Here is a 14,535-nt window from a genome sequence, read left to right on the forward strand (position 1 = left end):
TGTTAATTGTATAAGTTTGGTTCGCGTTCCCAAAAGCGGTGTTGTCCCATGGCGGCTATAAATTCATCAGTAAAGGCTTTTGTTGCCGCTTCATTTGTTAAGATAAGCCCTTGATCGTCTGCACTTATTTTAGCAGCAAAAGAAGCTGCACCAATTACCGCAGTAGCACGTCCGTCTGCTCCGATAACTTTACAATGTTTGTAAGCATCATGAAGATATTCGTTTACATCGTCATTTTCTATTAATGCATTCAGGCCAATTCCGTCCGGAACATATACAGCATCAAAAAGGACAGAAGAGGCCGTCAGGAAACTAAAGTTTGCCGCAATTGCGCCATCCTGATCCGTTAATATATTACCAAGGGTAGGAGCTACAATAAATCCTTTTGCATCTTGTTTTAAAAGAGCTTCTTTCATATTCATCACACAGGCTTCAGAAACTCCGTCTGAACAAATTATAGCCACTTTTCTTGAAGCAATAGTTGGTGAATTTGTTGGGTTTTTAAGCATGCTTAAGGCGTCTGAAGATTCTACAGAAGATTCTACAGTCTGCGGTTCGTGTTTGCCCATTTCGTTTTCAGGAGATACACCGTGATTGATTGGCGTTTCCAGAACAGGAGGAACTGTAGCACCAAGTCCGGCCGCAACCTGCTCTGCCAGTTTCATATCAACTTGAGAAAGAAGCCCAAGCATTCTGACCCTGATCGCAGTTGTTTCCACTTTTCCGAGTTCAAAACGCAGCGCTTTTACAATATGGCTTTTCTCTGTCGGAGTCTGACTGTTGAAGAATAATCTTGCCTGTCCGAAATGGTCATTAAAACTTTCGCTTCTTTCCCTGATTTTATGTGCATCAATACGCTCATTAAAACTTGCAAAACCGCCTTCGGCAATTTTTGCCTGATAAGGACATCCGCCTCCAAGCGAATTTGGATGATAACTTACACGTCCAATGTTAATTTCCTGACGCATGTGTCCGTCCCTTTGGTTGTTATGGACAGGGGCAATGCTTCTGTTAATCGGAATTTCGTGAAAATTAGGACTTCCAAGTCTTGATAATTGTGTGTCAGTATAAGAAAATAAACGTCCTTGTAATAAAGGATCATTCGTAAAATCAATACCTGGCACTATATGCCCCGGGTGAAAAGCAATTTGTTCTGTTTCGGCAAAGAAGTTATCCGGATTTTTATTCAGAACCATTCGCCCTACAATTGTTACAGGCACAAGTTCTTCGGGTACAATTTTGGTCGGGTCAAGAAGATCAAATTCATACTTGTTTTCATCTTCTTCCGGGATAATCTGTACTCCAAGTTCCCATTCCGGGAAATTTCCCATTTCTATGGCTTCCCATAAATCCTGTCTGTGAAAATCGGGATTTTTACCTGATATTTTTTGTGCTTCATCCCAGGCTACAGCATGGGTACCCAATTTTGGTTTCCAATGAAATTTTACAAAGGTAGATTCTCCGGCTTCATTAATAAGTCGGAAGGTATGAACTCCAAAGCCTTCCATCATACGGTAGCTTCTTGGTATGGCACGATCAGACATGATCCACATAATCATGTGCATAGATTCCGGCATCAGCGAAATAAAATCCCAAAAAGTATCATGTGCAGAAGCGGCTTGCGGAATCTCATTATGAGGTTCCGGTTTTACAGCATGTACAAGGTCTGGAAATTTTGAAGCATCCTGAATAAAAAATACAGGAATATTATTGGCTACCAAATCATATATACCTTCCTGAGTATAAAATTTTACGGCAAAACCCCTGACATCCCTGGCAAGATCTGTAGATCCACGTGAACCTGCTACGGTGGAGAATCTGGCAAAAACCGGTGTTTTCAATCCGGCTTCTTTTAGAAATCCGGCTTTGGTAAGCTCCGGGATTGGGTTTGTTACCTCAAAAAAGCCATGAGCTCCCGAGCCACGTGCGTGAACGATTCTTTCTGGTATGCGCTCATGATCAAAATGAGTTATTTTTTCCCGCAATATAAAATCCTCCAATAAAGAAGGTCCGCGTTCACCAGCCTTCAGGGAATTGTTGTCGTCGTTTATTTTTACACCCTGATCGGTTGTTAAATACTTATTGGTTCCATCTGATCTGTTTAATGACAAATCACGCTGTTTACCATCCTGCAAATTTTCCATATATGTTAGTGTTAGTGATTACAAAGTTTTCCTGATAAACCGCAGAGAAGTGCCTGCAAAAGCCCAAATTATTATAGGCTCATTAAATATCAAGAATCCCAAATTTAGCCATAAGGAAAATGCTTATCTTACAAAATTAAGTGTCGATTATTATACAATTAACAGTATAGTAATGCTTTACAGGAATTGATCTTATAAAATCTATTCAATTAAAATAACTGTAAGTAAGAAAATAGTATTTTGAAAGAAAAAATTAAATTGTAATTTTGAGTAAGTGTTCCATAAAAATTACCTGATTTGAAATTACCATTCTCTTATTATCTTAATCCTGACGTCCTTTTTTTAGCAAAGGATCTTCTTGGAAAAGTTCTTTATACACAAATAAACGGAGAAATCACAGCCGGAATAATTGTCGAAACCGAAGCTTATTTTGGTATAGGTGATAAAGCATCTCATGCCTACGGTGACAGGCGTACAAACCGAACTGAAATAATGTATAGCCAGGGAGGCGTTTCTTATGTTTATTTATGTTATGGAATTCATTACATGTTTAATGTGGTAACTTCTGTTGAAAACGAGCCTCATGCAATCCTGATAAGAGCAGTTGAACCTCTGGAAGGTAAAGAGATTATGGAACGCAGACGAAATATGTCAGCTGAAAAAGCAGCAATTTCATCTGGTCCGGGTTCTGCTGCAAAAGCGTTGGGAATTACCATTTCATTAAATGCAAAAGATCTTGATGGTGAAGAAATCTGGATCGAAGACCATAACATTAGATATACCCCAGAAGACATTGCCGAAGTCCCACGTGTGGGTATCGCTTATGCAGAAGAGCATGCACTGCTCCCGTGGCGTTTTTTCGTAAAAGGGAATAAGTATGTTAGTAAACCAAATAAATTTTAAATCTTTCGCACCATAGTAATTATAGAAGCGTATTTTTCTACTATTTCAGGATAGTCAAGATTGTTTATCTGAATTTGTTCAAAACCGGCTTTCTCATAACTAAATCGTGCCGGACTGCTGTCCATTACTTTCAACCAAAGTACAGAGCGTTTTTTCTCTTTTGCCAGGGAAATTATAAAGTTCATGATAATTTTGCCAATTCCCTTACCGATATATTCTTTCAGAAGATAGAGTTTATCCAGTTCCATACATTCAGATGCAGGGTAAGAAGCAATAGCGTTTTCTCTTACTTTAAAAAAGCCTGCCGCATTGTTGTTTTCATACACCAAAAAATAATGGATGTCAGTTGCAGAAAGTTCTTTCCTGAAAGTTTCTTTTTGATAGAATTTTTCCAGGTAAGAAGTCCCGCCATCTTTCCAAAGATATTGATAGGTATCGTTATAAGATTCCACGGCGATTTTATGTAATAAATCGAGGTCGCCTGTGTCACATTTTTTTATAGTAACCAATTGAAGTTTTTATTAAAGTTTGTTAGTACAAAAATATAATAATAAGCATTTCAATACTAAATTCTTAAATAGTATATTGTAATAGCGGGACATAAATCTGTTCTAAGCTAATCATTTTGCTGTCGTGTTATAAAAGACATTTAATTCCTTATGTTTGTTTACAGAAGATTCCATAAAAGCTTCTTCAGAAAAGCAAAACTATTCCGGATGCCTGATAAAATAAATGCAAACCTTAAGAAAAGAATCAGATCAATTTTACTATACAGTACAGGATTTTTGGTTTTTACAATAGCAGTCTTTTATTTTATATATCGAAATAATAAACCTGAGCAGTTTGTTTGTCGAATACCAGTTCCACAATATTTTTGCGGTACAAATGCATTGAAGATTCTCCTAATGCTATTGAAGGAAAAGAAGTGTTTAATAGTTTTTGCGCAGCCTGTCATAAATTAGATGCAAAATCAACCGGACCTGCCTTAAGAAATATGGATTCAATTACTTATGTGAAATGGATTGTGAAAAGAAATACTAAAATTGATACCACAAAGTTTGAAAAGTTGGGAATAGATTATCATCGTCACTTGTCCCGAGAAGCGCTGGATTCCTTAGATATAAAATATCTTTTTGAGTACACTAACAGAGAGCCTGCTTATTAAAATCTGTTTATAAGAATTTTATAAGGAAAGGTTACGCAATTATTCTTTTCTAAATAATTAAGCAAAAAGTCCTGATGAAAATCAGGACTTTTTTGAAATGTATCTGAACAATTATTTTATTTCCTGATTTCCGTTATTAATGAAATCCGAAGGGGACATTGAAAAGCTTTTTTGAAAATTTCGGCTGAAGCTGGATTGCGAATTATAGCCCACGATTTCTGCAATTTCATAGACTTTGTATTTCCCTGAAAGCAATAATTCTGCTGCTTTTTTTAAACGCGCATTATTAATAAGTTCATTTGGACTCAAATTGGAGATGTCTTTTATTTTGCGGTACAAAGTGGAGCGGCTCATGTGCAGAATATCGGCCAATGATTCGACACTTAGATTGGTATCTGCCATGTTCTGGTCTATAATATCATCCAGTTTTTTAATAAACTCTTCATCAACTTTATTGTGTGCAACAGATTTTAAATGAGATAATGGAGAACTTGCATAATACTCCATAACATGGCGTCTGTTGGACAATAAGTTATCAATTTGGGCCAATATAAAATCCATCGAAAAAGGTTTGGAGATATAGGCATCGGCTCCGGATTCTAAGCCTTTAATTCGGGATTGCACCGCACTTAAGGCCGTGAGCAAAATTACCGGAATATGACTGGTTTCGATATTCGATTTAATACGATCGCATAACTCAATTCCGTCCATTACAGGCATTGTAATATCGCTGATAACAATATGTATCGTTTGATTGTGAATTACTTTTAAGGCTTCTTCGCCGTTTGCCGCTTTAAAAACTTTGTATTCTTTTCCAAGCTCCTTGCTCATAAAATTGAGCAGTTCCAGATTATCCTCAACGATAAGGATTTGTGTTTTGATATTTTTAGCAATAATTTCATTTTCAAAATCTTCGTTGCTTTCTTTTCCAGCAGCATCAGAAGCATCTTTGTAAAGATGAAACTCACTTTGCTGACGCAGTGGTAATTGCAAAACAAAAGTATTCATAGAAGCATCCAAAAACTGCAATTTTAAAGTTCCGTTATGCAATTCGGTCAGCGAATGGGCGAGGGAAAGCCCGATTCCCGTCCCGGTTTGCGTTTCAGAACCTAATATTCTAAAAAACGGCTCAAAAATTTTACTCTTAAGTCCTTTCGGAATTAAATTCCCATCATTTTTAACGATAAATTCCAAAGAGTTTTCATCTCTGAACAAGGTGATAATAATCTCACTTTTAGCATATTTTACAGCATTACTGATTAAATTGCTCAGGATTTTTCTAATAGCTTCTTCATCGACAAAAGCATAGACATTTTTTTCGCCCAGTTCCAATTCCACATGAATGTTTTTTTCTTCAATCAGAGGAGTAAACTGTGATAATAATTGCCTTACCAGTACAGAAATATTTGTTTCGACAAAAGTTAAACCCAAACCCTCTATTTCTGTTTTTCTAAAGTCAAGCAGTTCATTAACCAAATTTAAGAGGCGGGAGGTATTTTTCTCCATTATTGATAAATTGGGTATAATATCCGGAGACTCGTATGTTTTTTTGAGCAGACTTTCAAGAGGGCTTTTAATTAAAGTTAAAGGCGTTCTGATTTCATGGGCAACATTGGTAAAAAACTCAATTTTAGCATGATAGATTTCCTTTTCTTTTTCATTATTAAGATTTGCAATTTTCTGGTTGCTCTCCCTGATGTTCATATTATGATACCAGCGCAAAAGCCAGTAAAGGCATCCTGATATTAACAAAAAGTAAAAGAAAAAAGCATAGCTGCTCGCCCAGAACGGAGGCAAAATTGTAATGCCAACAACCGCTTCTTTACTCCATATTCCGCTGGCACTTAATGATTTTACCCTAAATTTATAATCACCCGACGGAAGCTCTGTAAAAAACACCTTATTGTTTTTATTCAAATAAACCCAGTCATCGCTGATGCCGTCCAGTTTATACCAATATTGAGTAAGTTCGGGAGCCGTATAGCTTAACGAAGCAAAATCGATATTAAAATTAGACTGATGATTTTTTAAAGTAATTTTTTTTATATACGAAACAGATTCATCCAGCGGAGAATCTTCATCATTAACCACTACATCCTGGTTATTTATCTGAAGGCCGGTAATAAATATTGGCGGATTGTATTTATAAGTGCTAAAGTTTTTAGGGTTAAAACTAATCATGCCATTCAGGTTTCCAAAATACATATCACCATTAGAATCCTTAAAAGCCGAACTGTAATTAAACTGGTCACTCAACAAGCCGTTTGCGGTAGTAAAAATTTTAACCGACTTTGTTTTGTAATTAAATTTAACCAGTCCCTTAGAAGTTGTAATACATAAATTTTGTTTTTCATCCTGCAGAATAGAATAAATTACATTGCTTGGAAATCCATCTTTGGTAGTAAATTTTTTGAATTCTTTTTTTCGAAGGTCAAATAAATTCAAACCGTTTTCTGTTGCTATCCACAGATTGTTTTGCTTATCCTGAAAAATGGACGTTATAAAATCATTGCTGATACTTTTCTCATTATTAAAATCGTGTCTGTAAACCGCTTTTTCCTTCGTTTTTGGATTGTAATAAAAGAGTCCGTCACGATAAGATCCTGCCCATAAATTACCGTCTTTGTCTTTAAACATACAGGTGTAATGGGTGGTTTCTGAGAAATAATCGCAAATTTTAAAATTATCATTTTCCTCATCATACAAATAGATTCCGACAGAAGTAACTACATATAATTGCTTTTCAGGAGTTTCATAAAACGTCACTATAAAATCACTTTTAAAGTTGCTCGTAGTGTGGTCGTAATGTTTTATGACATTTCCGGTATTAGCATCCATAATATCCAATCCATGCTCAAAAGTTCCGATCCAGATTTTATTGCCTCTCGGCAAAACGGCATGTATATTATAAAAAGAAAGTTTTGATTTTGTTCCGTCAGGCTGAAAATTGACAAACTTTTTTGTCTTAAGATTAAATTTATTGATTCCCGCGTCTTCGGTACCAATCCATAGATTTCCCTGATCGTCTTTGTGAATCTCACGAACAGCACTTCCGACAATAGCATTTTCACTTTTTCGGGGAAAATATTTCTTAAACTGATCGTATTGCTTCTGATGGTAATTGACCCCGCCAAAATAAGTTCCGATCCAAACCCCATTTTCCTTATCAATTGTAATGCAATATGCTGCATTGTCTGAAATGGCATAAGGATCACTAGGGCTTTTGCGTAAATTTCTGATCGTTTTATGCTGTAGATTGTAAATGTACACGCCAGTTTCACTGGCAATCCACAATTCATTTTTGTTTCTTTTAAATTGACGGACAAAAATAGGTTTTTCGGCGCCATTCATAAATGGAGTTGTTTTTCCACTGGAAACATCATATTTGTAAATGCCATGATCACGCGTTCCGATTAAAATCGAATTGGCATCCAGAGCATAAATAACAGATATCGAAAAGGTAGTATTGGGTAATTGTACCTTGATTTTATCAAAACTTTGTGTAGCTTCAGAATAACGGTAAAGATCATCATAAGAAGATACCCAGATTACACCGTTTTTGTCACAAGCTATAGAAGTGGCATAAAAAGAATTTCGGCCATCAAACATCGTGGTTTGTTTGGTGTCAACATTATATTTAATCAATGTTCCGATAGAGATAAACCACAAATTATTTTTTAAATCATTGTCGATATCATTAATACGATTATTAATCGCTTCATTTATAAAACTAAATTTTTCTAATTTTTTATCATACGAATACAGTCCTTTATCTGTTCCGACCCAAATGTAATTTTTGAATTCATGCAGTGACTGGATATAATTTATTCCTAAGGATGTTTTAGGATCTTTCCCGCTTCGAAATGTTTTGAAATGATATCCGTCAAAACGATTCAAACCATCTTTAGTGCCAAACCATAAAAATCCGTCTTTGTCCTGAATAGATGCCAAAACAGTATTGTTTGACATCCCATTTTCTACTTTGTAATGTTTGAAATAATATTCCTGACTAAAAATTGGGGTTGATAAAAACAAAAGGCAGATTAGTGCCCTTATTCTAAAAAAACTTTGCATGTAAATGTTTTTCATTAATTTTTTTTATAAAAATAACGTATTCAACTGTGTCATATGTATACATTTTGGGTTGAAATGAGTAATGACTATGCTGTAAGGTATGATTTGAACCATTTAAACATAATTGTGAAACAAAATGAGATTACAATTATGTTATCAATAGTCTACTTTGGCCGAAAATTAAATTGATATTTTTTTAGCATATAAATTTTATTATTAATAAAAAAAAATAAGATATTTAGCAAGAATCAAGGTTTTCGCCCTAAATCACTTGCAATATTACTTATATTTTTATTAATACAAATAAAATGCTAAAAAGTTGTCTTTTAGTCACAACAAAACAATCTAATCTCAAATCAAAATAAACCTGACCAACTTGACCCAAAACAATTAATTCTATGAAGAAAAATTATTACATATTAAAACAAACATTATTTCTGATTTTATTTTGCATTGCAGGTTATACAGTATCTGCACAACAAACATTTACAAATCCGCTTTTAGAATATGGAGCAGATCCATACAGCACTTATTACAATGGCTATTACTATTATACCCATACCATGCAGGATCGTTTGGTTCTTTTTAAAACCAAAAATTTGGCAGACTTAAAAAATGCAGAGAAGAAAACCATCTGGATTGCACCAAAAAACACCGAATATGCTGCTGAAATCTGGGCACCGGAATTTCATTTTATTAACGGAAAGTGGTATGTCTATTTCGCGGCAGATAATGGCTCAAATAACACACACAGAATGTATGTTTTAGAAAATAATTCAAAAAATCCGATGGAAGGCGAATGGGTTTTTAAAGGTAAAATTGCAGCAAAAACAGATAAATGGGCAATTGACGGAAACGTATTTACCTATAAAAAACAATTGTATATGATTTGGTCCGGCTGGGAAGGAGATACCAACGGACAGCAAAATATCTATATTGCCAAAATGAAATCTCCAACTGAAATTGACGGAGAAAGGGTTCGAATCTCCAGTCCGACAAATCCCTGGGAACTTCATGGAGCACTGCATGATGATGTAAACCCGGCACAGGTCAACGTAAATGAAGGGCCTCAGTTTCTGGCCAATAAAAAGAAAGCATTTATTGTATTCTCAGCTAGCGGCTGCTGGACAGATAATTATAGTTTAGGTTTATTGACCTTTACAGGGAAAGATAATCTATTAGATCCGTTGGCCTGGGCAAAATCTGAGAAACCAATTCTGCAGCAATCAGATAAAACCAAAGTGTATGCGCCGGGACACAACTCGTTTTTTAAATCTCCAAATGGCAGAGAAGACTGGATTCTGTATCATGCAAATTCAAATCCGGGAGAAGGCTGCGGTCAGCAAAGATCTCCAAGAATGCAGCAAATCAAGTGGGATAAAAATGGAAATCCGGTTATTGGAGACCCAATCTCAGAAGGAACTGTCCTGGCTATTCCGGCTATGTAGAAAAGACACTATTTAGTATGTATGATGAAGCAATAGATAACAAATTAACAGATTTATTGCCATATACAAATTAATATTAATCAACTTACAATAAAAAAATATTGAAAATTTTCAATATTTTTTATAATTATACTAAAACGTTTTAGTAGATTTGTAATTACACTTTACTAACCACACAATATAACCATGAAATTGAAAATCCTATTTTTCACTATTATTTTATTTGGAATAACCACATCCAAAGCTCAGGAAGTTCCCATACTCAAAACCTCATTGGTAGGCGACAGAATAGTAGAATTTATTCCAAAAGGTTTTGATAAAAACAAAACGCCGTCACTAATACTTAAAACCGAACCAAAACCCAAAGGGAAAGTACCATCAGACTGGTCGTTAACTCCAGAATTTACATTCAGAAATAATAAGGCTGGTGCTGTTCTCAATCTTAAAGGAGATATTAGTTTGTATGGAGGAGGAGAAGTTACAGGACCGCTTTTGCGTAACGGACAATCTATAAAATTATGGAACACTGATACCGGTGCTTATAGCGTAGAGGGCGGAAAAAGACTGTATCAGACACATCCATGGGTTATGGGCGTTCGTCCCGACGGTTCTGCTTTTGGAATTATCTTTGACAGTACCTGGAAAGCCGAGTTGATAACAAACTCAGATCAGATAATTTATAACTCAGAAGGAGCTTTGTTCAGGGTGTACATCATTGACAGAAAATCTCCGCAGGAAGTCATAAAAGGACTTTCTGAATTAACGGGAACAATAAAATTACCCCCACGCTGGGCTTTAGGATATCATCAGTGCAGATTTTCTTATGACAGCGAAAAACGCGTTATGGAAATCGCAGATACTTTTAGAGAAAAGAAAATTCCATGCGACGTTATCTGGATGGATATTGATTACATGCAGGGCTACAGAGTTTTTACTTTTGACAGTATCCGATTTAAAAGTCCAAAAGCCTTAAACGACAATTTGCATAAAAAAGGTTTTCGTGCCGTTTATATGATCGATCCCGGAGTAAAAGTAGATAACAACTACAGCGTTTATAAATCGGGGTCAAAAAATGATGTCTGGGTAAAGAAAAGCAACGGAGAAGAATATCACGGCAAAGTCTGGCCGGGTGATTGCGCTTTTCCTGACTTTACAGATTCTAAAACCAGAAATTGGTGGGCAGGACTTTACAAAGATTTTTTGAGCACAGGTATCGATGGTGTATGGAATGATATGAATGAGCCCGCTGTAAACGATAATGATTTTCCGGAAGATAAACGTCTGGGTACAATGCCTTATGATACACCTCATAAAGGAGACAAAAATTTACCGCAGGGTTCGCATTTACTTTATCACAATGCATACGGCCGATTAATGGTTGAGGCGTCTTATGACGGAATTTTGAAAGCAAACCCAGCCAAACGCCCGTTTCTGCTTACCCGATCTAATTTACTGGGAGGACAGCGTTATGCAGCAACCTGGACAGGTGATAATTATGCAGGTTGGGACCATTTAAAACTTTCAGTGCCAATGTCGCTGACATTAGGATTATCTGGCCAGCCTTTTAACGGACCGGATATAGGAGGTTTTCTTGGAGATACAAGCGGCGATTTGTGGGCAAACTGGTTGGGCTTCGGAGCATTTATGCCTTTTGCACGTGGTCATGCCTGCGCAGGTACAAACAATAAAGAACCTTGGGCATACGGTGTAGAAATTGAGAAAACTTCACGTATTGCCTTAGAGAGACGTTATCGTTTACTGCCGTATTTGTATACACTTTTTTATGAGTCTTCTAATAGCGGACTTCCGGTAATGGCACCGGTATTTTTTGCAGACAGTAAAGATTCACGTCTGAGAAATGAGGAGCAGGCATTTTTACTCGGAGAAAATCTTTTGGTAGTTCCCGCTTTCGCTAAAGATCCAATACTTCCTTCAGGAATCTGGGAAGAATTAAATTTGGTAGAAGGAGAGAAACAGGATAAATATCAGGCAAAACTAAGTTTAAAAGGCGGAAGCATTATTCCTGCCGGTAAGATTATCCAAAATGCAGGAGAAAACTCATTCGATCCTTTGACTCTTTTTGTTTGTTTAGATAAAAACGGAAAAGCTATTGGAGAACTTTACATTGACTCTGGTGATGGATTTGGATACGAGAAACAAGATTATGCTCTGGTGACTTTTACCGCTGTAAAAAAAGATAATTCTGTTATGGTACGGGTTTCTGATGTAGTAGGTAAAAGAAATATCAAAGAAGAAGTAAAAGAAATCAACGTAAATTTATTACTTGACGGTAAAACATATACAGGTTCCGGAACGCTTAAGGATGGAATATCAATTGTTTTAAAGTAAAATTTCAGTACAAATAATTAGATTTAGATATGAAAAATATTCTGTTAAAATTATTCATTATAACGGCTGTCAATTTAGTTACTAATACAGCTTTGGGTCAACAATCAGGAAAGAAATTATCAGATTACGTGAACCCAAATATAGGAACAGCGCACAGCCGTTGGTTTTTTTATACGCCGGGCGCAATGCCTTTTGGACTTGCAAAACTGGGACCTTCGACCAATGGGCATTTGGGTAATGAGCAGGGATGGGAAGCCACAGGTTATGATGACAGGGATACTTCTATAGAAGGATTTGCCTGTTTACATGAGTTTCAGGTTGGTGGTATCGTTCTGGCACCTTCTGTTGGTAAATTGCAGACCATACCCGGAAGTCTTGATAATCCCGAAGAAGGTTACAGATCAAGATTTGATCGAAAAGATGAATATGCCACATCTGGTTATTATTCGGTACTTCTTAAAGATTATAATATCAAGGCAGAACTTACAGCCACAAAAAGAGTAGGTTTCCAGCGGTATACATTTCCAAAATCGTCTCAGTCCAATATAATTTTTGATATAGGCAACAGACAGGGCGAGAGCGGGGCAGTTAAGGAATCTAAAGTTACTATTACTGAAGATGGAAGAATTGAAGGTTATGTAATAACAATTCCTGAATATGTAAAAAAATACCAGGCTGGTGCTGATGTGGCTATGTATTTCTCGGCCGTTTTAGATAAAAAGCCCGTTAGTTTTGGCGCATTTAATAAAAAAGGAATTCAGGCAGGAAGCAAAGAAATTGATGGAGAAGGCGCCGGAATCTATCTCACTTTTGACACAAAAGAGAATGAAACCATCACGGTAAAAATTGGTTTATCGTATACATCTGTAGCCAATGCAAGACTTAATCTTGATACAGAGGCTAAAAAACTAAATTTTGACGCAGCCAAAGAACAAAATCTTGCTGTCTGGAATGATTATCTGGGCAGGATTACGGTAGAAGGCAAAAATGAAAATGATAAAATTAAATTTTATACAGGATTATATCACGCTTTATCAGGACGCGGACTGGGCAGCGATGTAAACGGTGCTTATCCTATGAATAATGGAAAAGTAGGTCAGATTCCTTTGGATGCTAAAGGCCAGCCTCAGTTTAACTATTATAATACGGATGCCATTTGGGGAGGATTCTGGAATCTGACTCAGTTATGGGCATTGGCTTATCCTGAATATTATGCAGACTGGGTACAGGGACAGCTGCTTGTTTACAAAGATGCTGGCTGGCTGGGTGATGGTATTGCAAATAGCAAATATGTGTCTGGCGTGGGTACCAACTTTACCGGGCTTGCTATTGCGTCGGCTTATAATTCGGGAATTCGAAATTTTGATATTGAAAAAGGATATGAAGCTGCTTTAAAAAACGAATTGGAATGGAGAGACCGAATAGAAGGTGCCGGCAAAATGGATGTAAAGCAATTTGTAACGCTGGGTTATTCGCCGTATTTAGATAATATGGATTATAAAACCAATATAGAAGGTTCCGGCTTTTCGGCTTCGCATACACTCGAATATTCCTATAGCGCTTATGCAGTAGCACAATTTGCCAAAGCACTGGGCAAAACGGCAGATTATGAAAAACTTATAAAATTGGCAGACGGCTGGAAATTGCTTTACGACAAGGAAACAATGTTTATAAGGCCAAAATATGCAAACGGAGCATTTATTCAGAACTTTAATCCATCAGAACCATGGAGAGGGTTTCAGGAAGGCAATGCCTGGCAATATACATTTTACGTGCCTCACAATGTCAGCGAGTTAGTAGCAACTCTTGGAAAAGATACTTTTAACGATCGTCTGGATACTATATTTACAAAATCTCAAAAAAATGTGTTTGGCGGCGGAACTAAAATTGATGCGTTTGCCGGATTATCTGGTTTTTATAATCACGGAAATCAGCCCAACCTGCACATTTCATGGCTCTTTAACTTCTCAGGAAAACCTTATTTAACACAAAAATGGGTGCATGCAATCTGTGACGAATTTTATGGAACCGAAGGTATACATGGATATGGCTATGGTCAGGATGAGGATCAGGGACAATTGGGGGCATGGTACGTAATGTCTTCTATTGGATTGTTTGATGTTAAAGGATTGACGGATATTAATCCGTCATTTCAAATAGGAAGCCCATTGTTTGATAAAGTTACCATTAAAAACTTAGGAGAAAAACGGGATAAAAAATTTGTAATCGACGTACAAAACAATTCAAAAACCAATATTTATTTACAGGAAGTAAAACTAAATGATGTCAGTTTAAAACAGCTTTCAATTGACTTAGCTGCCGTTAAAAAAGGAGGAAATCTAAAAATAAAAGTAGATGCAAAACCGGCAGCTGCCTGGTCCAATTAGACAAAAATTATAATTGTCCGTCGACTTAAACACATCGTGTTTTAAAGTTGGCGGACTTGGTTTTT

General features: G+C 36.4%; 7 protein-coding genes and 1 pseudogene. 5 read left to right on the top strand and 3 right to left on the bottom strand.

From position 1 onward, the window contains the following. Positions 1–2: 2 nt before the first annotated feature. Complete coding sequence (locus JOD96_RS01840; protein ID WP_209562566.1) at positions 3–2,144, bottom strand: catalase; 2,142 nt, start codon at positions 2,142–2,144, stop codon at positions 3–5. A gap of 297 nt (positions 2,145–2,441) precedes the next feature. Here JOD96_RS01840 and JOD96_RS01845 point away from each other — a divergent pair, with 297 nt between their 5' ends. Then, positions 2,442–3,047 carry a DNA-3-methyladenine glycosylase gene (locus tag JOD96_RS01845; protein WP_209562567.1) on the top strand — a complete coding sequence of 202 codons (606 nt, stop codon included), beginning with the start codon at positions 2,442–2,444 and terminating at the stop codon, positions 3,045–3,047. Here the strand turns inward: JOD96_RS01845 and JOD96_RS01850 are convergent. Further along, positions 3,044–3,556, bottom strand: a complete 513-nt coding sequence (locus JOD96_RS01850; RefSeq protein ID WP_209562568.1) for a GNAT family N-acetyltransferase — start codon at positions 3,554–3,556, stop codon at positions 3,044–3,046. The two genes, JOD96_RS01845 and JOD96_RS01850, sit on opposite strands and share 4 nt — an antisense overlap. A 401-nt stretch (positions 3,557–3,957) precedes the next feature. Between JOD96_RS01850 and JOD96_RS22585 the strand changes: the two are divergent. Continuing rightward, a pseudogene (locus JOD96_RS22585) lies at positions 3,958–4,068 on the top strand (c-type cytochrome); the annotation flags it as partial. Between the two features lie 255 nt (positions 4,069–4,323). On the opposite strand, the gene JOD96_RS01860 reads toward JOD96_RS22585, so the two are convergent. After that, positions 4,324–8,301 carry a hybrid sensor histidine kinase/response regulator transcription factor gene (locus JOD96_RS01860; protein WP_245188319.1) on the bottom strand — a complete coding sequence of 1,326 codons (3,978 nt, stop codon included), beginning with the start codon at positions 8,299–8,301 and terminating at the stop codon, positions 4,324–4,326. Between the two features lie 383 nt (positions 8,302–8,684). On the opposite strand from JOD96_RS01860, the gene JOD96_RS01865 reads away from it, so the two are divergent. The 3 genes from JOD96_RS01865 to JOD96_RS01875 all read left to right on the top strand — a co-directional run bounded on the left by JOD96_RS01865 (position 8,685) and on the right by JOD96_RS01875 (position 14,470). Then, a complete protein-coding gene (locus tag JOD96_RS01865) occupies positions 8,685–9,734 on the top strand; it encodes a family 43 glycosylhydrolase (protein WP_209562570.1) in 1,050 nt (349 codons plus the stop codon). A 186-nt stretch (positions 9,735–9,920) separates the two neighbouring features. Further along, on the top strand, positions 9,921–12,083 hold the full coding sequence (locus JOD96_RS01870; protein ID WP_209562571.1) for a TIM-barrel domain-containing protein: 2,163 nt from the start codon (positions 9,921–9,923) through the stop codon (positions 12,081–12,083). A 29-nt stretch (positions 12,084–12,112) separates the two neighbouring features. Further along, a complete protein-coding gene (locus JOD96_RS01875; protein WP_209562572.1) occupies positions 12,113–14,470 on the top strand; it encodes a GH92 family glycosyl hydrolase in 2,358 nt (785 codons plus the stop codon). Positions 14,471–14,535 lie beyond the last annotated feature (65 nt).

Source organism: Flavobacterium sp. 1355 (genome assembly GCF_017833415.1).
In the GTDB taxonomy this organism is placed as follows: domain Bacteria; phylum Bacteroidota; class Bacteroidia; order Flavobacteriales; family Flavobacteriaceae; genus Flavobacterium.

Excerpts from the sequence above, each read along its gene's own strand:
- JOD96_RS01840 (WP_209562566.1), bottom strand. The coding sequence starts at position 2,144 with ATGGAAAATTTGCAGGATGGTAAACAGCGTGATTTGTCATTAAACAGA.
- JOD96_RS01860 (WP_245188319.1), bottom strand. The coding sequence starts at position 8,301 with ATGAAAAACATTTACATGCAAAGTTTTTTTAGAATAAGGGCACTAATC.
- JOD96_RS01865 (WP_209562570.1), top strand. The coding sequence starts at position 8,685 with ATGAAGAAAAATTATTACATATTAAAACAAACATTATTTCTGATTTTA.
- JOD96_RS01870 (WP_209562571.1), top strand. The coding sequence starts at position 9,921 with ATGAAATTGAAAATCCTATTTTTCACTATTATTTTATTTGGAATAACC.
- JOD96_RS01875 (WP_209562572.1), top strand. The coding sequence starts at position 12,113 with ATGAAAAATATTCTGTTAAAATTATTCATTATAACGGCTGTCAATTTA.